The sequence below is a fragment of the Paenibacillus allorhizosphaerae genome (assembly GCF_042659105.1).
Lineage (GTDB): Bacteria > Bacillota > Bacilli > Paenibacillales > NBRC-103111 > Paenibacillus_G > Paenibacillus_G allorhizosphaerae.
This window is the reverse complement of record NZ_JBHSRV010000002.1, coordinates 815363-834604: the sequence shown is the minus strand read 5'-3', so window position 1 is coordinate 834604 and position 19242 is coordinate 815363. Positions and strand designations below refer to the sequence as shown.

General features: G+C 49.1%; 20 protein-coding genes. 3 read left to right on the top strand and 17 right to left on the bottom strand.

The window, feature by feature from the left end:
* Nucleotides 1–3 precede the first annotated feature (3 nt).
* The 8 genes from ACFQI7_RS12545 to ACFQI7_RS12510 all read right to left on the bottom strand — a co-directional run bounded on the left by ACFQI7_RS12545 (nt 4) and on the right by ACFQI7_RS12510 (nt 7681).
* Nucleotides 4–933 (bottom strand): nucleoside hydrolase, encoded by a 930-nt coding sequence (locus ACFQI7_RS12545; RefSeq protein ID WP_218100519.1) that lies wholly within the window; start codon nt 931–933, stop codon nt 4–6.
* Between the two features lie 80 nt (nt 934–1013).
* A complete protein-coding gene (locus ACFQI7_RS12540; RefSeq protein ID WP_218100520.1) occupies nt 1014–2099 on the bottom strand; it encodes an ABC transporter substrate-binding protein in 1086 nt (361 codons plus the stop codon).
* A 266-nt stretch (nt 2100–2365) separates the two neighbouring features.
* Nucleotides 2366–2713 carry a DUF2294 domain-containing protein gene (locus ACFQI7_RS12535; protein WP_218100521.1) on the bottom strand — a complete coding sequence of 116 codons (348 nt, stop codon included), beginning with the start codon at nt 2711–2713 and terminating at the stop codon, nt 2366–2368.
* Between the two features lie 447 nt (nt 2714–3160).
* Nucleotides 3161–3475: a hypothetical protein gene (locus ACFQI7_RS12530; protein WP_218100522.1), complete on the bottom strand. Its 315-nt coding sequence runs from the start codon at nt 3473–3475 to the stop codon at nt 3161–3163.
* A 434-nt stretch (nt 3476–3909) separates the two neighbouring features.
* The gene (locus ACFQI7_RS12525) at nt 3910–4314 is read right to left on the bottom strand and encodes a CBS domain-containing protein (RefSeq protein ID WP_218100523.1); all 405 of its coding nucleotides are present in this window, start codon (nt 4312–4314) and stop codon (nt 3910–3912) included.
* A gap of 257 nt (nt 4315–4571) precedes the next feature.
* Nucleotides 4572–5792, bottom strand: a complete 1221-nt coding sequence (locus ACFQI7_RS12520) for an amidohydrolase (protein ID WP_218100524.1) — start codon at nt 5790–5792, stop codon at nt 4572–4574.
* Nucleotides 5793–5820: 28 nt separating this feature from the next.
* Entirely contained in the window at nt 5821–7044 is a 1224-nt protein-coding gene (locus tag ACFQI7_RS12515) for an amidohydrolase (RefSeq protein WP_218100525.1), read from the bottom strand.
* Between the two features lie 34 nt (nt 7045–7078).
* Complete coding sequence (locus ACFQI7_RS12510; RefSeq protein ID WP_218100631.1) at nt 7079–7681, bottom strand: ankyrin repeat domain-containing protein; 603 nt, start codon at nt 7679–7681, stop codon at nt 7079–7081.
* A 243-nt stretch (nt 7682–7924) separates the two neighbouring features.
* Here ACFQI7_RS12510 and ACFQI7_RS12505 point away from each other — a divergent pair, with 243 nt between their 5' ends.
* Nucleotides 7925–8806 carry a LysR family transcriptional regulator gene (locus tag ACFQI7_RS12505; protein WP_218100526.1) on the top strand — a complete coding sequence of 294 codons (882 nt, stop codon included), beginning with the start codon at nt 7925–7927 and terminating at the stop codon, nt 8804–8806.
* A 123-nt stretch (nt 8807–8929) separates the two neighbouring features.
* Here the strand turns inward: ACFQI7_RS12505 and ACFQI7_RS12500 are convergent, their stop codons facing one another.
* The 3 genes from ACFQI7_RS12500 to ACFQI7_RS12490 all read right to left on the bottom strand — a co-directional run bounded on the left by ACFQI7_RS12500 (nt 8930) and on the right by ACFQI7_RS12490 (nt 10783).
* Entirely contained in the window at nt 8930–9313 is a 384-nt protein-coding gene (locus ACFQI7_RS12500; protein ID WP_218100527.1) for a VOC family protein, read from the bottom strand.
* Nucleotides 9314–9507: 194 nt separating this feature from the next.
* Nucleotides 9508–9723 carry a hypothetical protein gene (locus tag ACFQI7_RS12495; RefSeq protein WP_218100528.1) on the bottom strand — a complete coding sequence of 72 codons (216 nt, stop codon included), beginning with the start codon at nt 9721–9723 and terminating at the stop codon, nt 9508–9510.
* 46 nt (nt 9724–9769) lie between these two features.
* Complete coding sequence (locus ACFQI7_RS12490; protein WP_218100529.1) at nt 9770–10783, bottom strand: zinc-dependent alcohol dehydrogenase family protein; 1014 nt, start codon at nt 10781–10783, stop codon at nt 9770–9772.
* 113 nt (nt 10784–10896) lie between these two features.
* Here ACFQI7_RS12490 and ACFQI7_RS12485 point away from each other — a divergent pair, with 113 nt between their 5' ends.
* The gene (locus tag ACFQI7_RS12485) at nt 10897–11295 is read left to right on the top strand and encodes a winged helix-turn-helix transcriptional regulator (RefSeq protein ID WP_218100530.1); all 399 of its coding nucleotides are present in this window, start codon (nt 10897–10899) and stop codon (nt 11293–11295) included.
* A 96-nt stretch (nt 11296–11391) separates the two neighbouring features.
* Here the strand turns inward: ACFQI7_RS12485 and ACFQI7_RS12480 are convergent, their stop codons facing one another.
* From ACFQI7_RS12480 to ACFQI7_RS12465, 4 genes are all read right to left on the bottom strand, one after another.
* Nucleotides 11392–14817 carry a collagen binding domain-containing protein gene (locus ACFQI7_RS12480; RefSeq protein ID WP_218100531.1) on the bottom strand — a complete coding sequence of 1142 codons (3426 nt, stop codon included), beginning with the start codon at nt 14815–14817 and terminating at the stop codon, nt 11392–11394.
* Nucleotides 14818–15098: 281 nt separating this feature from the next.
* Nucleotides 15099–15779, bottom strand: a complete 681-nt coding sequence (locus tag ACFQI7_RS12475) for a class D sortase (RefSeq protein ID WP_218100633.1) — start codon at nt 15777–15779, stop codon at nt 15099–15101.
* 208 nt (nt 15780–15987) lie between these two features.
* The gene (locus ACFQI7_RS12470) at nt 15988–16302 is read right to left on the bottom strand and encodes a DMT family transporter (protein WP_218100634.1); all 315 of its coding nucleotides are present in this window, start codon (nt 16300–16302) and stop codon (nt 15988–15990) included.
* A gap of 2 nt (nt 16303–16304) precedes the next feature.
* Nucleotides 16305–16643: a DMT family transporter gene (locus ACFQI7_RS12465; protein ID WP_329958251.1), complete on the bottom strand. Its 339-nt coding sequence runs from the start codon at nt 16641–16643 to the stop codon at nt 16305–16307.
* A 149-nt stretch (nt 16644–16792) separates the two neighbouring features.
* On the opposite strand from ACFQI7_RS12465, the gene ACFQI7_RS12460 reads away from it, so the two are divergent.
* Nucleotides 16793–17647 (top strand): LysR family transcriptional regulator, encoded by an 855-nt coding sequence (locus ACFQI7_RS12460; protein WP_218100533.1) that lies wholly within the window; start codon nt 16793–16795, stop codon nt 17645–17647.
* 119 nt (nt 17648–17766) lie between these two features.
* Here ACFQI7_RS12460 and ACFQI7_RS12455 read toward each other — a convergent pair whose 3' ends face one another.
* Together ACFQI7_RS12455 and ACFQI7_RS12450 are read right to left on the bottom strand one after the other, a co-directional pair.
* Nucleotides 17767–18372 carry a pentapeptide repeat-containing protein gene (locus tag ACFQI7_RS12455; RefSeq protein WP_218100534.1) on the bottom strand — a complete coding sequence of 202 codons (606 nt, stop codon included), beginning with the start codon at nt 18370–18372 and terminating at the stop codon, nt 17767–17769.
* A gap of 35 nt (nt 18373–18407) precedes the next feature.
* Nucleotides 18408–19055 (bottom strand): pentapeptide repeat-containing protein, encoded by a 648-nt coding sequence (locus ACFQI7_RS12450; protein WP_218100535.1) that lies wholly within the window; start codon nt 19053–19055, stop codon nt 18408–18410.
* Between the last annotated feature and the right edge of the window lie 187 nt (nt 19056–19242).

Below are 19242 nucleotides of genomic sequence, written 5' to 3'. Positions count from 1 at the left end.
TCGCTAGCCGCGCAAAACGCTTGTAAAAAGCCGGAGAAATTCGTCCGCCGCCACGTCCAAACAAACGTGAACGTTAGCCTCCCGCGACAACCGGTTTTGGAAGTCGCATACCGTTTGTCCGTCGCATAGCTCGCTTCGCGTCTCGACATCGACATAGTATTGCTTAGTGACGACTAGCTCCCGATTCAGCGCCACGCCTACCGCGAGCGGGTCGTGCAGCGCACAGGCGCGAACCCCGTTTCGCTCATAATAGCGCTGCATATAATCGGCCGTGCTTTCTCGAACATAATGTGCAAGAGGCGAATCCCCCAAGGAAGCGATATGCTCCTCCGTAAGCAGCGCTTTGCGGGTCACATCCAAACCGACGAGCGTGAGGGAGGAAAACCCCGCCTTGAATACAAGCTTAGCCGCTTCCGGATCGACATACATGTTATACTCCGCCGTCGGCGTCACATTGCCGAAGCTTTGAACGACGCCGCCCATCACGACGACCTCTTTCACTTGCCCAACGAGTTCCGGGTATCTCATAATGGCAAGGGCCAGATTGGTTAGCGGCGCGGTCATGACTAGTGTCACTTCCCCGGGATGTCGACGTATTTGGTCTATAATAAAATCGACCGCATGCCCGTCCTCCGGCTGCTTATGCACGGACATGTCCTTTAGCGCCCCGCCCAAGCCGTCCTTCCCGTGCACCCGATGCTCGAAATAGGTGCTCCGCAGCATCGGCCGATCAGCTCCTTTGAAGACGGGGATATGCTCCGCTCCGGCCAACTGCAATATTTTGCACGTATTGACCGTCGCCTGCTCCAACGAAACATTGCCGTTTACCGTCGTAACGCCGAGAATGTCCATCTCGCCGCTGCGAATCGCAAGCAGCATGCCGAGCGCATCATCCACCCCCGTGTCCACATCGAGAATGACCTTCTTGTTCATCCGTTCGCACCCCCTATGGCGGTAAAGAAACAAGGGTACATGCCGCAACATATACCCTTGTCCCTTCCTATCGCCGCGTCTTATTGCGTTACTTCACGGTTGAAGCGATCGATCCATTTTTTCAAGTTGGCGTTGACGAACTTCATGTCCAGCTTATTCAGCTTGGCGATGGTTTCCTTGCCGTACGTAATGCCCGTCGCTTCTTCCGGCGTCAGCGTCAGCGTCGTATTGACCGGAGAATCGACTTTGGCCTTTGCCGACTTCTCTTGAACGGTTTTGCTCAAATGCCAGTTGATAAAGTCTTCCGCCAACTGCTTGTTTTTGCTGCCTTTGACGATATTGACCGTGTTCATGATCGCATAGCCGCCTTCTTGCGGCGTAATGAACTTCGTTTCCGGCACGGCTGCCTTCAAATCCTTCACGTACATTTCCATAATCGGTCCTGCAGCGATCTCGCCTTGCGAGAACATATTCACGAATTCGGACGTTTGGCTGTAATATTTCACGACGCCGGGGTTCAGCGCCTTCAGCTTTGCCATCGCCTGGTCCTCATTGAACGTCGTGTTTCCGGCTACACGGGAAGCCGCATCGAGCATCATCGGGCCGGTGGTCGATGTAATATTCGGCATCGTCAATTTCTTGGCGAGTTCCGGGCTCCAAAGATCGTTCCACGACTTGATCTCCTTGCCTCCGGTAGCTTTTGGGTTATAGGCGATCCCGAGTTGTCCGATCGTATAAGCCGGACCGTAATCTTCGCCGAGCGGAGCCTTGGCCACTTCGTAAATATCTTTCAAGTTCGGGATGCGGCTGCGGTCGATTTTCTCGAACATGCCGGCCTCGATCCCTTGCTGTGCATAGTAATCGGATAAATAAATCAAATCTACGGATGAGCCGCCCTGTTTCACTTTGTTCAGACGATCCGCATTGTTCCCTGCCTCGACGACGATCTGGACATTATGCTCCTTCTCGAATGGCGCATACACTTCCTTTTTAAAGAAGTCGTCGGAGAAGCCCCAAGTGGAGATGACCAGCTTCGTCGGTTGGCCTTTTGGCGCTTCGGTCGACGCGCCGGCATTCCCCTGTTCTTTTGCTCCGCCGCCGCATCCGGTGGCAACAAGCCCCAGAATCGTTAAAGAGGCCAAGCCTTGTACCCATCGTTTTTTCATCTTTTTTGTTCCTCCCCAATTTTGTTCATGATCTATAATAGTGAATCGTGAATCCGCAGCCGTTTTTTGATACCAGTTATTATCCGTATCGGCTCCTAAACTATACATTTTCCCCATGGATTTCCAAGAAAACAGAAAAGTGCCCTTGTTTTAGAAAAAAATCTTCTAAACAAGAGCACTTTTCGTTGTAAACAACGTAAAGAGTCATCCGTTTCGCCTATCCGGTTTCCTCTTAAGATAAATCAAAAGAGAAACGCCGATTCCATTTATTCATTTTCATGAAGAATAACATTCGTTATCGCCCATTGGGTGGCAGGATCATAATCCCTCAACACCGCTTCAATGGACAAGCCCAACTCTTGCTCCAGCCTCTCGCGGACTTTCCTCTTGTAGATCGAGGACATGTAATAATCCACTTCATACTTCAAAGTAGGAACCTCACCCTCGAGCGCAGTGGAACGCGGCGACCTGCGATGCTTGGCATGAACTGTAATCATATGGTGATCGATGAACACCTTCAGCATCGTCGTACCGAAACCGAACAGCTCTTTCGCGATCTCATTGTAGATGTGACTTAGCTTCTTCCTGTTCTCGTTAGAGTCGATCAGGGGCATGAGTTCACCTTCCGGCATAATGTAAACCGAAATTTATAATCTAGCATAACCATATTACATAAGATTATTAAAGAAATCAAGCGATAGTTCGGCTTTTGGATAGGAAAATGAGAGATTTATACAGATAAGCAAGCTGGATGACGCAGATTTACGAAATATACAGGATTTGTATAACATTTCAATCCAGAATTGGAAAAGAGAACAAAGCCGTTCCATTTATAGTCTTATAATACTTTAATCACGGAAGCTATGGACGCTTCTTCCAAACAAAAAAACTCTTGCCAGTAGCACCAGCAAAAAGTTTATACACTCACGCGAACATCCCCTTAATGGCATGTGGAATCATGTGTACAATGCAAACTACACACATAATCCATGTATCGGCAAAGGTTGCTCGTAATAAAGAAGCCGGAGGGCTGGAATAGTTCGCCATACGTTTATTCGCTTTTACTTAATAATGTCTATCTTAAACACGTTGTCTAATTTCCCGGCTTTATCAAGTCTTTTCTTTAAAGGAACTTTTATATCTCGCTCTAATTCTCTAAAAAAGATATTTATATCGCAATTTACGTTCTCCAAAAGAACTTTCAAGATACCTTCTGCTCTTATATCCTGATTCATATCAACCGGTACCGAAACATTCACTGCATAATGTTTCACTAAAGTATTCAAATATCTTGTGAATATTTCGATTAATTCGTCGTTATTGAAATTTTCAATTGCGCTTTGCCCTTTAGTCGTAAATTTCAAATTTACTCTCAATTTAAATTTCCCCCATCTAGTTTGAACCAATTTAATGTGTACCTGTTTGTAAATAAAAAATTCACACATTGGAAAAAGTTCATCATAAAAATGAGACTCTTTTCAACATGTGAATTGGTTTCATAATATATGAAATCAATCATACCACAGTCAATTCAAAAATTCAAGGATCGACTGCGCCCTATCTTCTTGGTTGAATACGGTTTGAACCCGCTTTATACCATACTTACTTATCATGCCTTATACATCAAACCTGATTCGATCGGCAAGATCCGGAACGACGCTCTATAGATCCTTCGGATTCAGGTATAATAGTCCATATTTTATTGTGATTGCACTAACAATTATAGGAATGGATGACGACTAATCGTTTCCTCCACCCAAAGGAGTGCCCGGCTTTAATCGTCAGCCTGGTCCAGGCGATTTGTCAATGATCAGTCGGTAATATTGCTAGTGTAGTACTCAATGATGTTTTTGCGGCGGATGATTCCGATAAAGATTTGGTTATCGTCCACAACGGGAACAAAGTTCTGATCTGCAGCCAGTTCAAGCATATCCTCCAAATACGCATTGATCGATACGCATTCATTATGAACACGGCGTTTAATTTCATGCACTTTGACGGTATCCAGGTTTTCAAAGCTCAATCCGGCCGTATACTTCATCTTCCACAAAAGATCTCCTTCGGAAAGCGTACCAACGTATTTCCCTTCTCCGTCAATAACAGGAATGGCGGTGTATTGGGTTTGCTCCAGCTTTTCCAGTGCCTCCTGCATGTTGGCGGACGAGATGATATAAGCCACTTTGTCCTTGGGGAATAAAAAATCACATATTTGCATCGGTCAGTACTCCCTTCTTCGGAAAATATGGTTCAAGTGTAGCATACCCCCGGAAAAAAAGAAAAAATATGCCGCAAATGCTATAAACAGCAAGTGCATCATCATATAAAATGTGCAAAATCAATATATTTAAGTCCTCTATTCACCAAAATCCTCAACTGCTTCGGAGCGAGCCATTGCATCGGCCGCGATAAAGGCAGCGACGCCTCGCTGAAAAAGCCGCTCCGTCGAGCGGCTTCAAGGGCGACTGCCCCCGGTTACAACGAACCCGAAACGATGGTTCCTTTGAACATCGTAGCCGCTCGTTTCGATCTTCTGGCAACCGCTTCGGCAGAACAGGAGGCTTCAACGAAAACGAAGTCGGCATCGTCCCCTGCCCGCGGCCACATTTGTTCTCCTTCGGGACTCAGCGGGGTTTTGCCGCCGGTAATATAGCGGAGCGCTTGCGCTAATGACCGTTCGTCTACCCAACCGGATATTTCCGCCAAACGGCCGGCACGTTCCAAAAGATCTCCGTTGCCGAACGGTGACCAAACATCGAATATATTATCGCAACCGACGGCGACCGATACTCCTTTTTTGTGCAGCAAGCCAACTGGCGGAAACTTCCGGTCAATCGGCACGCTGGTAACGACGGTCATTCCTGCGTCCGCCAAAACCGCCGCTACAGTTTCCGCCTGCGACGAAGTGATATCCCCAAGCCCATATGCATGGCTGATCGCAACTTTCCCTTGCATACGGGCTTCTTTTGTCAGCTGCGCCAATCTTTTCATGGTGAAAATACTGAGATGATCCGCATCATGCAAGTGCAAATCGATCCCCGCATGTGCTTCAGCCGCCAGTTGAACCATTTCTTGTAAAGAGGTTTCCATATCTCCATCCACGGTAGCCGGGTCAACGCCTCCAACCAAGCCGGCTCCCTGCCGGAGAGCTTCCCTAACGAGATCTTTGGCCTTCGTACGCAATAAACCGTGCTGCGGAAACGCAACGATCTCATAAGTTAATTTTCCTTCAAACGATTGCAGAGCTTTTTGAACTTCTTCCAGATTCCTTAGTCCAACCTCGGGATAAATATCCACATGCGTTCGGATATGAGTGACGCCGGCTTGCAAATACAGCTCCAACAGCTTTTGCGCCCGCTCTTGCGTAGTCGTCTCCAAAGAAAGTAAAACTTCTTTCTCTATATCGAGCCGTTCAAAAATGCTTCGAGCCGGCGTTACCGAACGCCATCGGTCGCCAAGCAGCGTTTTATCCAAGTGACAATGCTTTTCTATAAACGATGGAAGGACTAACAGCCGTTTCCCATCTATTTTGGGCAAATCGTCGGCAACGGTTTGATCGGAAGATACCACCTTCGCCACTTTCCCGTCCAGTATACATAAGTGGAAACATTCCGTTTTTGTCCCTGTAACGACGCCGTTATCTTTACGATAGCCGGTTTCCAAAAGAGCATTCGTCAGCCAAAATGCAGCGCACATCGATGATCCGTCCTTTCTGTATCCGTAATTAAAGGGCTCCGGCAACAAGCTTTCCTTGATACAACACAGCAGCTCTTCTCGCTCGCCTGGCAACTGCCTCGGCCGAACAACTCGCATCGACGAAAACGAGATCGGCCTCGTCTCCCGCGTTGGGCCAAATACGCTTTCCTTCTTCATTCAGAGGGGTTATGCCGCCGGTAATAAACCCTAGGGCTTGTCCAAGCGAACGCTCGTCGCTTAAACGAAACCGTTCCGCCAATGTTCCTGCTTTCTCCAGACTATCTCCTTTGCCGAAAGGCGACCAGTGATCCGTAATGCTGTCGTCGCCAAGAGATACTTCCACTCCTTGTTCCCGCAAGAGAGGAATCGGTATCGTCCTGCCTATCGGAACAGACGACGTAATCGATATTCCCCGATGAGCCAGCAGTTCCGCAACTTCTCTCGCTTCTTCTGGCGGGATATCGGCCAAGGCGAAGGCATGGCTTATCGTAACTCTTCCTTGCCATCCCGCTTCCTCCGTTAGCGATGCCAGCCGTTTAAAAGTAAATATCCCAAGATGACCCGGGTCATGGATATGAAGGTCAACGTCTGCATTCGCTTCTACGGCAAGTTCCATGACTGCTTGCAGCGACTTCTCGATATTTTCATCAATGGTGGCCGGATCCACGCCACCGACTAATGAGGCTCCGCGGCGCAGTGCTTCTCTGACGAGTGGCACGGCATGGCTGCGCAATAATCCGTGCTGCGGGAAAGCGACGATTTCGACGGAAGCCTTTCCTTGATAAGCTTCCACTGCTCGCAGCGTTGCTTCCAGATTGCTGAGTCCAATGACAGGATCGACATTGCAATGCGTGCGTACGTGCGTCGAACCTGAATGCAGCAGCAAGTCCAGCAACGCTGCGGCTCGTTGTTCGGCAACAGGCAGTAAACGGGGAAGCAGCTCCCGCTCTTCTTCCAACCTAGTCATGATTCCGTTGGTTGCCGCCGTCGGCGCTTTCCACGGGCCTCCATAGTACGTTTTATCGAGATGAATGTGCATATCTCTAAAGGAAGGGAGCATTAAATAGTTTTGTGCGTTCCGCTTGGGCAAACGAGTGTCCAAAGGTTCGTCCGCTCCGACAATTTCGATGATTTTCCCCTTTTCAATGCGTACATGGAACTGTCCTGTTTCCGTTCTTGTAAGGGCACCGTCATCGTAGCGGTAACCAGTTTCTAATGTCACATTGGTAAGCCAGTAAGCTTGATCGTTCACGATCTTGTCCTCCTGCCACACAAGATTTCCACATTCATTTCGGCAGCGATGCCCCGGCTTTTTTTAATAACCCTTCCATCTCTTTGAAGCCGCGTTGTTGTGCATGCTTTAAGGGAGTGATTCCTTCTTTGTCGGCGATATTTACGTTCGCTCCATGGTCCACTAGCAGCTGCACGATTTGTTGATGCGCCTCCCCTCCATTGCCTAAAATGACCGCTTCGAGCAGAGCCGTCCAATGCAAATTGTTGATATGATTGACATCGATATCCGAACGAGTCAAGAGCTCCTTCACGACATCGACATGTCCGCGTTCCGAAGCCGGAATCAGCGCCGTGCCCCCGTATCGGTTCGTAAGTTTCGTATCCGCACCTGCATCAATCGCGAGCTTTACGATTTCCAGCAGCCCTTCCGCGCCGGCATACAGGAGTACATTGTTCAGGTTGTTATCGCGAATGTTAATGTCCGCTCCCTTTTGGATCAGCGCCTTTACCGTAGCTGATTTATTGTTGTAAGTCGCGGCCATTGCGGCCGTTCTTCCGCGTAGATCGCCAGAATTGATGTCCGCTCCGGCTTCAAGCAGCTTCAGAACGGTTTCCGTATCGCCTTTCTCCGCCGCGATAATCAATTGTTCGTTCATCTTGTTCACCTTCACCTTCTTTTCTTCTTTCGTTTCTGTTTCCGTCGGTACGTTTGGCAAAGAAATAGGACTCGAGTGGCACGCGGCTAACAAGACAACAGCGAAAATCATAAAGTGACGGTACATGATCAAGCTCCTTTTTCCTTCTATATATTTATGCTAACATGGAGATAGGCTATATGAAAATTATTAATAAAATAAGGTTTAGTAATGTTTTTGATATATAAAGGAGTGGTTTTGACGTTGGACATCAGACAACTGCGATATTTCATAGCGATAGTGGAGGAAAAGAAAATTTCCGCTGCCGCGAAAAGACTTCATATGTCGCAACCACCGTTAAGTCAACAATTAAAGGCAATGGAGGAGGAGCTTGGCTCTCCATTAGTGGAGAGAAGCGGAAAGTATTTAGAAATAACGGAAGCCGGGAAAACTCTGTATAAATATGCCTTAAAGATGGACCAATGGATGGAAGAGGCCAAAATGGAAGTGAAGGAAGTCGGTAACGGAGTAAACGGAAGACTAACGATCGGTGTCAATACATTATCGGCCGTCGAGCTGCCGGAACTTCTACGTCAATTTCAACAACAATACCCCAAGGTGACTTATAAAATTCAACAAAATGAATCGTCCCATCTTTGCAAATTAGTCAGAGACCGCGCTATAGAGCTGGCGATTATTCGATTGCCGCTCGAGTTGAACTCTTTTTCCGTTCTCCATCTTTATACGGAGCCGTTCTACTTTATTACATCCAAGCAGAGGCACTCGATCGATCGCGAATTGTCGCTTGCAGACATTAGCAACGACCCGCTTATTTTGCCGAGTACCGAAGGGTTAGGCGTGCATTATTTAATATCGGAAGCATTCTCCCGGCTCCAATTGCAGCCCAATATGATCGGCGAATGTTCCGACATCACGCTGTTGATGGATTTGATCTCATCTGATTTTGCCGCATCGATTGTTCCGGAGACGGTGCTTTCGCGGCATAAAGAGTATTCCATACACGCTAGTAAAATTTCTAGTACCGAATTGTCGGCCCCGGTCGGTTTAATCTGGCTGAAGCATCATTACTTATCTGCGGCTGCACAGAATTTTGTCGAATTATATAAAAAGAAGATGGTACAATAAACGATGGTTCCAACGTAAAAAAGCAGCCCCGTGAGAGACCGCTACAAAGTCGGAAATAGCAATGTATAAGAAGAGAGGTAAATCAAAGAAATCACGTCGTACGTTATTGATGTAACGTGAAAGCTATGAATCGTACGCCGAATCAAATTCGATGATATTATTGTCCACATCAAGAATATAAATTTGGGCAAACCCGGCCACGCTTTGCGGTCTCGCTTCATAAGGGATGCCCGCTTTTTCCAGCCATTCGATCGTGCCTTTGTAGCTCTTAACCCAGATGGCAAAATGTCCGTCAACCGAATCGATCTGACCGTTGCGCAGCGTTTCGCCTTGCGTGTGTTCAAGCAAATGAAGCTGCTGGTTTCCAACGGCATACCAGATTCCTTTGGATTTAAAAGGCGGCCGTTCAATCTCCTGAAATTGAAGCAATTCCGAATAAAATTGTCTAGCCTTCTCCAGATCCCTAACCGCTATACTTACATGATGCAATCGTTCAAATTCGATCATTGCTCACCTCTCCTTATACAATCGTCTTCCGCAACCCACCTCAACCATACTATTCCTCATTCTCAACAAGTCGCGAGCTTCATTTACTTCAATATCCCCCCTTTTCCATATAAAGTCAAGATTTCTCCCCATTCCCCTCATATAAATCTTCTTTTTCATTTAGGAAATAAAGTTTATAATGATGAAAGAAATTTTTACTTTCGACTGGATTTTTTCTGGGAGGACGGTTTGGCGGCGATAAAATAGGCATTGACGGCGGCTGTGTGTATGGATAACAGCTCAATTGCCTGGAGATTGGCGAGAACGGGCAATATACGACGCACTTTATTAAAAAGATACTCGCAAATTGGCCCGAAGGAAGTCGCTTTGCCGGCTTCTTCCTTCGGGCTGGAAATGGCCGCGATAAGCATCCGTTCACGCCAAATTTGGCTTCAGACTTGTTCCCGAATGCTCGCTTCAAAATGTGATGCAAATCTTGCCGAAATACGACCCCTTTGCGAGGTAGTACAGTGCATCTACAGCGGACTCGAAAGGAAACACGGAGTCAATGACCGGACGGAGCTGGCTTTGCTTCATCGCACGATTCATCGCTTCAAACATGTCGCGGCTGCCAACATTGATCGCTTGAAGCCGCGCTTTTCTTATGATTGCGGGAATGATATCGAACCCTTCCACACGATACCCTGATAGAACGCCGACCATACTGATCTGTCCCCCCACCTTCAACGCAGAGATCGACCGGTTTAATGTGGCTGAACCCCCAAGATCGACGATATGGTCCGCACCGCGTCCGTCCGTCCGTTCAAGAATGACTTGATCCCACGCCGGATGATCCTTATAATTAATGCCGCAATCCGCGCCAAGCTGCAGCGCCCGTTTTATTTTTTCATCGCTGCTGGAGGTTACGATGACCGTCGCCCCATGAAGCTTGGCAAACTGAAGCGCGAACAACGAAACGCCGCCGGTTCCTTGCACGACTACAGTATCTCCCGCTTTCACTTTCCCCTCTTCGACGACAGCATGCCATGCCGTGACCCCTGCGCAAGGGAGCGTCGCGGCTTCTTCATCGGTCAAATAATCAGGGACATGAATGAGCCCGTTCTCGTGAAGCACCGTGTACTCCGCCAGCAGCCCTTGCAGCGGACTTCCGAGCGTACTCGCCCAATTGGCTTGCGTCGGCTCTCCGGAAATCCAGCTTTGCGTAAAAATACCGCTCACCCGGTCGCCAAGCTTGAATCTGGATACGCGATCGCCAACGGCGACGACTTCGCCCACACCGTCTGATAAGGGAATGAACGGCATCTTTTGATCGGGTTTATAAAATCCGTCGATGACACCGAGATCTCTGGAATTGAGAGAAACCGCACGCATTTGGATAAGCACTTCTTCGGGACCGGGAACTGGAACGGGACGTTCCGCCGCTTTTAGTTGATCAAGTCCAAAACCGTCTTGCAATTCGTATGTTTTCATGTATAACCTCTCCTATTCAATGGTATAGTCATACAATAATACACTTGCTATAATTAAGTAAGTAGGAACTTTAGAGTGTCCTGGGAACCACAAAGTGCATAGGGGGTTACGTAATGACAACGCCTGGCTTGAAAAAAACACCCGACATCTCCATTGCCGTTTGCGGCTACAGCAAGACGCTTGAAATCATTTCGAACAAATGGACGGTACTCGTCATTTACGCTTTGGAGGATGGAGCGATTCGCTACGGGGAGATGGGAAGACGCATTGACGGCATCTCCAAAAAGATGCTAACGCAAACGCTCCGGCAGTTGGAACGTGACGGCCTGGTCCAGCGTCATTTGACGCCTGCAATTCCTCCGATCGTTTCATATTCGTTGACCCCGCTTGGCGAAACATTGCTTAAACCGTTGAGAGAGTTGAATGATTGGACGAAAGTTCATTACACACAAGTCGAAACGGCTCGGCAGGAATACGATCAAACGTATTCCGCATCCACCGAAAACCATTAAGTGCAGGCTTTCTTGCCACTGTGCGCACAAGAGCATACGATGAAAAAGCAAAAAAACAGCCCCTTCTTCGATCGAAGACAAGGGGCTGTTGCCTATTTACTTGATTGACAAAAACTTTTTTCTCCATACGACGCCGAGCAGAATCAGGCAAATCCCGGCGATTTGCATAGCTAATGGGCTGTCTTCGCCTGTCTTGGGCAATCTTTCTCCGGTTGGAACGTTATCGGGCGCACTGCCGGACGGCGTTGCTCCATCGGAGCTTGGGCTGTCTTGCGGTGTGATGACCACTTCGTCAGGCGGTTGCCCGGCTTCCGGCTTTTCGCCGGAAGGCGTCCCCGGTGTCGGAATCTCGATCGCCGGCGTATCCGGGTTTGGCGTAACAGATCCCGGATTGTTCGGAGTCGGCGTGCCCGGTGCTGCAGGGCTTTGTCCGGGTGTACCGGGAGTGGACTCCCCTGGCGTTGACGGACCCGACCCCGGTGTGCCTGATCCGGGTGAATCCGTATCCGGTGTTTCGGAGTCCGGCGTATCGGTTCCTGGCGTATCCGTTCCCGGATTATCGGTGCCTGGATTGCCGCCCGGGTTACCGCCCCCGGATTTCTTGTTCGTAACATTCAAAGCGACGCCTGCGGTTGAATTGATCGTCACGGGATACTCCTTCGAATCGAGAACATACCCCGCCGGCGCCGTGACTTCTTTCAGCACATAGCTGCCCGACAATAAATTTTTGAATTCCGCCGTACCCGCCGAGCTCGTCGTCAACGTGTTAATCCATATGCGGTCCGGTCCTGCCTGACGGTACAAGCTGAAGACTGCGCCTTCCAGCTTCACGGATGCATTCGCTTCATCCATTTTCTTTACCGTTAATGTGCCTCGAGTTCCGCTGCCGGTACCCGAACCGCTGGATACGCCGACGATAATGTCTTTGGTTGTCGGTACAATGACGGTTTGGACATTGGTTCCGCTGAATCGAACCGTATTGCTCACATGATCTCCGTTGTTCGCCACAATAAGCGATTGATATTCCAGTATGTAGGCGGAACGGATTTCTTTCAGAAAGCTCAAGACAAACGTCTGGCTGCCGGTATCATCGGTTTGGATTTGCAAACGGTAGTCCACATCTTTGGTTAATTCGGGACCGGATTTGCTCACATCTCCGCCGGAAGTAACCGCCGTCGGGTACAGATGGAACGATTCGGGAATCAAAACCTGATTGCCGCTCGGCGTATCGGTCAGCTTCGCATCCTGTACAAACGACTGTCCCCGGTTCACGGCGATGCTCCAGTCAATTCTGTCCCCGGTTTGCTTGCCGTCCTTGAACACATACTCCCCGCCATGCGGAATGGTAACCGATCCTTTCAAATCTTTGGATACCGGGCTCACGCCATCGAATACGTTCGCGGTATTGGTAACGATATTTTCAATGACCTGGCCTTCCAAACTTGTTGCGAACTCAAGCCAATAAGGCGCTTGAATTTTATTGTTGAATTGTACGATCAGTTCAGTGCCGTTTTGGCTCACGCTATAACCGGAAGCCGCTACTTCTGCGCCTTTGCTTCCACCGCCGTCCGGAGCGACGATCATGTTGTACACTTTGACGCTACCCGGAACTAGCGTTTGGCCTTTCAGTAAGTTGTCGACGATGCGGGCATTCGCCAGTTCTTTCCCGTTATAGTTGATCCCGACGGCCCATAGTAGCTGCTTCGATGCAGCGTTGTAACTGCCGAACTTAAAGCCGTTGTTTTTGGTCTCGTTGTTTGGATCGAACGAAGCCGTCACTTCTTTTGAGCCGCCATCCCAGTCCATTTTTGCCGTATTCAGAAAGCTGGTCTTCCCGGCGGCAAGCCAGTCCACATTGAAATACGTTTTGTAGGTGACGGCGTACGTAGCGGAAGTGACGGAGTTGTTATTCAATTTGATGACGAATCCGTCCGTAACCGCCGACGGGTTCGAGGCCCGGTAGACGACGTCGTACACGGAGGATGCCACGCTCTGCGAAGTGATGCTGAGCGAGCCCGGAACGAGAGTCAGACCGCCGTTCGTAAACGTGTCGGTAAGTACGATATTGTTCATCGGGTACTGATCTTCGTTAAGTCGAATCGTCCAGCTTACGGTCTTATTCTGATAGTCTACGGCTCCCCTGCTTTTATTGACGATCATTTGAATAACGTTTTGGGAATTCGTATCGGAATAAGTCGCGGAAGTGACCGTATTCGTTATTTTGCCGTTCTCGTATACACGATCGGTTGCTTTCGTTTTGTACACGATTTTGTATGCGGAAGTGACGTCGCGCGTGAAACTTAGCGTGAATCCTTTTTTCCCTGCACCGGCAGCCGGCAACCAGTTGTAATCCACGCCTGCGGTAAGCGGCGAACCTGCGGTTTCCTTCCCGGACGAATCGAGTGCCATCGGATACACCGCGAGCGAACCCGGCACCAGCTCATGGAGCGCATCGAATTGATCCGTAAGCGATGCGTCCGCTTGAGGGATCCGTTTTTCATCGTAGTTATACAAGATGGCCCAGGTGATCGTCTGCGTCTTCGCATCGTAACCGGTTACAGCTTTCTTCAAGTGGCTTCCGCGCTGGACGTTGACCGTCGCGGAGGAACGGATCTCCGGCACATTGTCGCCTTTGAACACGGCCTCATTCGTAAACGTCGATAGGCTGGAATCGACAATTTCGGTCGAAAACTCAATTCGATATGCGCCGCTGATCGTTTCGTTTTTGAATTTGACCGTGAGCTCGCCTGCATTAAGCGCAGCCTCATATTGATCGCCGCTAAGCGGATCTCCTCGCAGCACGGACCCGTCCAGATTCACTTGCAGCCGGTAGACGGCTGCGGTCACGGGAGTCGCCATCGTCAATCCGGCCGGAAGCCGGTCGGCGACCGTCGCGTTCTTCACCGTTTCCAATGTCTTGTTAACGTCAACCGTCCAATGAATGCGATCCGCATTGTAGCCTTGCGGAATACCGCTCTTCTCAACGGAAGACTTCACGCTCGGCTTGAAATGAAGCGTGATCGTATAGCCGTTGCGAATCGGAAAATAAATTTGCTGCTCCGTACTTCCTTGAATCGTCTGTTTGTCGAATTGGGTGTGAAAGGTAAGCGTGCCATGGACATCATCATTTTCGACTTTCTCGTTGAACACCATCGTGACTTGGCGAGAGGACGCTTCGACCTGGAACGTGCCGACGCTGCTGCCGTCATCTTTTTTCAGTTCAGCGCTAATATCATTATAAAGCTTGAACTGGACGGGCAGCCAAAACGTGTAGACGGCGCCGCTCTTGTAACCATGGCCGTTCGGAAGCTCCCAAGTATAGTCCAGCGTGACGCTTGCGCCTTGCTCGTAAACGGGATCCGTCACCGTATTCCCGTTCGCATCCTTCACGGTCAACGTCACACCGGTCAAGATGTTCTCGCTGATCTGCTGACCGGTGCTTGCATGAGACAATAGCGCTCCATAAAAGCTTTGAATGAAAAGCACAAGCGCTATGACCACAAGACTTGTTTTTTTGTTCAAAATCTTGCTCCTCCGTTCCTTCTCAGCATGGCAACAACCGCTGGAACAGGCGTTTGCTCCTTTTGGTTCATCTGCTTTGTTATATTCACTCCTTTCGCAATTAACAATGTTACAATTTGTATCACAATACATAATGTATCATAAAGCATTTATTTATACAACCTCTGAGTCACACGACCCATACTTGACCGGAAAAAACCTTCAAAGATGGGATGCTGCGGCGTTTCCAGCATTCCCCCGGTGCAGTTACATGACGTTTCACGGGTTGCCCTATACGAAATTCAGCTTTGTTTTTCTACGATCTTCCCTTTGATAATGAGACGATGTGTAGCATTCTGTAGAGGATGGCATGTAATCAACGTAATTACCCGGTCTTTGCCGTTTCCTTTCAATACCCATACTTCTTCGGGTAAGACGTATAGCTTCTCCTGGACTTCGTACTCGTAACGCTTGCTTCGAGTATTCACTTTGATCCGGTCCCCTACGTCGACCTCGTCCAACCGGTTAAAATTTTTTCCGTACGTTAAGTTCCTGTGTCCTGCAATCGCATAGTTACCGATATCACCGGCTTTGCCGGTGTTGGCCATGCTGGCTACGGACAATTGCAAATTTTTCTCCGTCGCATTCGTTAAAACCGGCAGCTTCAAATCAATTTTGTCAATCACCAGCAGTGCTTCCGCCTGATCAGGCACGCTTTCTGTCAGAGTTTTCGTTTCCACATGCAAAGGCGCCGCCTGAACGGGCTTAGCTTCGGCTGCCTCCGCTACGGAAATGCTCGGAGCGGGAACGTCTGCCTCAATGTTCTCCTCCAAAGTTACGTTATCCAACCGCAGTAAGCTTTGCTGCCACTCGGCGAGTATTTGCTGCTGCCGGTAACTGTCATAACGGTCCTTGAGCGTCGGATATACCAATAAAATCGTGCCGACAACGATACATAACAGGAATGGAATTTGCCTTGCCATTTTCTTCACCGCGCTTCTCCTCCTTCTCCACAGATCGCAATAGCACAAGCACACAAATTAAACTTATTATATGACGAACGACGAGTGCCGTCTATGCAGGCAAAAGACTCGCATCGTATTGTTTCAATGTACACAGCAGTCGTACAAAAGAAAAAACTCATATCTGAACTGATATGAGCGGAACGGAGTGATTCAATGTGAGAAGGAATCATGAAATCCATTTGAGACCGACGGTCGAAGCGATAATGAGCCCGATATACGCAATGCGTTTCCTCTCCCTTGGCTCGCCGAATGCAATCATCCCGAGCAGCGCGCTGCTCACCGTGCCGATTCCCGTCCAAATCGCATAGGCGGTCCCCATAGAAATTTCCGACATCGCGAACGTAAGCAGTGAGAAGCTTAAGCCAAACGCGATCACAAGAAACAAGTAAGAGGTCCAGTGCCGATAGGTTGTAACGCGCTTTATCGCAACGACGCCCAACATTTCACACAAACCGGCGGCAATCAAGGCAACCCAAGCCATTTTCATTCACCCCTCTTTGCTTCGATTTCCCGCGTGACATTTTTGAGCCCGATGACGCCCGCTACCAGCGTGGCAACGAATAACAGTTTAAGCGGGTCGGCCGGCTCCCCGAAAAATACCATTTCCGCAATGACGGTTCCGCCGGTACCAAGACCTGTAAATACCGCATACACCGTACCGATCGGCAGTTTTGCTGCCGCATCGAGCAGCACTTTGAAGCTGAATATAATGACGGCCAGCGTGATAAACCAATGCCACCATGCGGTTGCGTGGCTTAAGCCGGCTACCCAGACGACCTCGAATACGCCGGCCAGCATAAGAACCCACCATTCCTTTTGCACTGCCATCCCCCCAGACGAAATTATCTTAAGATCCGCTGCATCCCGGCAACGATCCTCGTCTTTGGCTATTGTACAATAAATAACGCATATAGTATAATGATTGAAATTCATCGATATATCATTATTTTTGATACCATTGAGGTGAGGCCATGGAATTAACGGATCTTAAAGTATTTGTGACCGTCGCGGAAGAGGGCAGCGTGTCGCGCGCAGCCGAACGCCTTGAGTATGTGCAGTCCAATGTAACGGCCCGAATCCGCAAACTGGAGTCCGAGATAGGAGTCGCTTTGTTTTTCAGGCATCCGAAAGGCGTGACGTTGACGGATAAAGGAATCGTCTTTCGCGAATACGCGCTCTCGATCTTGAACTTGTCCGAGGAATCGCTCCGGGCCGTCCGGGAGAAATCGTATCCGAGCGGACCGCTCTCGATCGGCGTCGTGGAAACCGTTACATGCGGCAATTTTATGAATGCTTTATCCGCGTTCCAAAACCGGTATCCTGACGTTACGCTTTCCTTGATTACCGGGGCTTCATCGGAGCTTCTATCCATGGTGCTCGCCAATCAATTGGACGGAGCTTTCGTCACCGGCGGGATGGCTTCGTCGAAGCTCGTTTCCGAGTACGAGATGCGCGATGAACTGGTGCTGCTTACCACCAATCAAGAGGAGGCATATCCGGATTTATCCAATACGAAATGGGCGGTTTCTCCGAAAGGCTGCCCTTTCCGAACCGTTCTGGAACAATGGCTCCATAGAGAAGGCATCGCGTTCGACAATATGATAGAAATCGGCTCGTTGGAAACCCTCCTGAGCTGCGTACGTGCCGGGCTTGCCTCCACCTTGCTGCCGACATCCGTGTTGACCGGAGATTATCAGTCGCTTGCGGCTTACCCCATCCCGGAAAAGTTCCGATTTACGAACACAAATCTTGTGCGGCGCAAAGACCGGTTTTACGGCAAAGCTTTTGCCGCCTTCGCCGAAATGATCAACCAAAGCGGGCTGTAGGCTTTCATCCAGAACGATCAATTATCAACGTTCTAAGAAGGTGGGTAACACCAAAAAAAACCGGACTTTTCACAAGCCCGGTCTTACGTTACCCTATAAAACGATACCTTTTATGCAGATTAATCGATTTTTGCCCCGAACGAACGCAAAAATACAATCGCTTGAACGGCGTCCATCCGCACTCCCTTGACCTCAATGGAACGAAAGTCGATACCGTCCACAACGGCTCCGCGCAAATCGGCTCCCTGCAGCTTCGCTTTCGATAATTGCGCCCGAGTAAGATCAGCATTGCGCAAATCGGCTTTTTCCAGATTGGAGCCTGACAAATCCGCCTCGAGAAATCGGATGCCCCGTAAGTTTTGCTTGGATAGCTGCGTCTGGCGGAGGTTCGTATAAGACCAATCCCCTTGATGCAGCGTGGCTCCATCGAGCTGCGCTTTCGAGAAGTCCGAGCCGGTCATCTTGCATTCGTTGAATTTGGAAACGAACAAGTTCGCTTCATGGAACGTGCAGTTCATAAAGGCGGATTCCGTATGAATCGATGCGTTCAATTGAGCGCCGCGAAAATCGCATTCCACGAATCTGCACGCAGTCGTCGTAATCTCCTCCAACGAAGCGCCGTTAAACCGGCAGCGGTGAAAGGTGCAGCGAGTCAGCTCTCCGAATCTTAAATCTTTGTGCGTGAAATCAACGTTTTCATAGTTTTGATCGATGTATTGATACATAAGTTCTCCTCGCTTTTTCGTATTTCTCTAACCGGCTACTCTTTAATGGCAAGACCGAATTGCTTGGCAAATACGGACGCCTGCTCCCGGGAAATGACGCACCCCTGCAAATCGGCGAGCCCGGCGCCCAAGGCGTCGAATTCGCAGTCGCTCAAATCGATGCCTTCCAGCTTTACGCCGGTCATCTGAGCGCGATCCATATTGGAACGGCTGAAATACACTTTTTGAAACGCCGCATTATAAAAATCCGCGCTGCAGAGCGAGCATTCCTGAAACAGCGCTTGTTTGGCATTGGAAAAACGAAACGTCGCGTAATCGGCGATGCAGCGGTGAAACTGAACATTTCGAAAGGTGGCTCCCGTCAAGTCGACCCCGATCATTTTGCAATCGTAAAATGCCGTCCGATGGATGATCGCATCATGAAAAATGACGTTGGACAAGTCGCATCGTTCGAACACGATGTCGGTCAGTTCCAGATCGGTAAGCGATGTTTCCGTGAATGTTACATTTTGAAAGACGATCTTGTCGAACGAAACTTTTCCGGCCGTCTGGCTGTCAATGGTGCAGTCACATATGATGCCCAGGCTGAATTCATCTTCCGGCTGCAGATGATAGGCCGGCTGCGTAATGTTCGCCAACGTTTTCGGAAGTTTGGGCGCTTCGATTATTTTTTTACTACTCATCGGCAGCCTCCATATATAGAAACTTCGTAAGATCCAGATAATCACATTCCTCATTATACATGAACAAAAAGATCAAAAAAAAGATCGATTACGAGCCCGCTTTAACTCGTCATCGATCTACTATTATTCATAACGGAATAATTGGATTTTCCCGAACATGATGCCCTTTCAAACATGCTTTTAACGG

Bases quoted from the DNA above. Each gene is read 5' to 3' on its own strand.
- ACFQI7_RS12545 (WP_218100519.1), bottom strand. From the start codon at position 933: ATGAACAAGAAGGTCATTCTCGATGTGGACACGGGGGTGGATGATGCG.
- ACFQI7_RS12540 (WP_218100520.1), bottom strand. From the start codon at position 2,099: ATGAAAAAACGATGGGTACAAGGCTTGGCCTCTTTAACGATTCTGGGG.
- ACFQI7_RS12535 (WP_218100521.1), bottom strand. From the start codon at position 2,713: ATGCCCCTGATCGACTCTAACGAGAACAGGAAGAAGCTAAGTCACATC.
- ACFQI7_RS12525 (WP_218100523.1), bottom strand. From the start codon at position 4,314: ATGCAAATATGTGATTTTTTATTCCCCAAGGACAAAGTGGCTTATATC.
- ACFQI7_RS12520 (WP_218100524.1), bottom strand. From the start codon at position 5,792: ATGTGCGCTGCATTTTGGCTGACGAATGCTCTTTTGGAAACCGGCTAT.
- ACFQI7_RS12510 (WP_218100631.1), bottom strand. From the start codon at position 7,681: ATGAACGAACAATTGATTATCGCGGCGGAGAAAGGCGATACGGAAACC.
- ACFQI7_RS12500 (WP_218100527.1), bottom strand. From the start codon at position 9,313: ATGATCGAATTTGAACGATTGCATCATGTAAGTATAGCGGTTAGGGAT.
- ACFQI7_RS12495 (WP_218100528.1), bottom strand. From the start codon at position 9,723: ATGCTTATCGCGGCCATTTCCAGCCCGAAGGAAGAAGCCGGCAAAGCG.
- ACFQI7_RS12490 (WP_218100529.1), bottom strand. From the start codon at position 10,783: ATGAAAACATACGAATTGCAAGACGGTTTTGGACTTGATCAACTAAAA.
- ACFQI7_RS12485 (WP_218100530.1), top strand. From the start codon at position 10,897: ATGACAACGCCTGGCTTGAAAAAAACACCCGACATCTCCATTGCCGTT.
- ACFQI7_RS12475 (WP_218100633.1), bottom strand. From the start codon at position 15,779: ATGGCAAGGCAAATTCCATTCCTGTTATGTATCGTTGTCGGCACGATT.
- ACFQI7_RS12470 (WP_218100634.1), bottom strand. From the start codon at position 16,302: ATGGCTTGGGTTGCCTTGATTGCCGCCGGTTTGTGTGAAATGTTGGGC.
- ACFQI7_RS12460 (WP_218100533.1), top strand. From the start codon at position 16,793: ATGGAATTAACGGATCTTAAAGTATTTGTGACCGTCGCGGAAGAGGGC.
- ACFQI7_RS12455 (WP_218100534.1), bottom strand. From the start codon at position 18,372: ATGTATCAATACATCGATCAAAACTATGAAAACGTTGATTTCACGCAC.
- ACFQI7_RS12450 (WP_218100535.1), bottom strand. From the start codon at position 19,055: ATGAGTAGTAAAAAAATAATCGAAGCGCCCAAACTTCCGAAAACGTTG.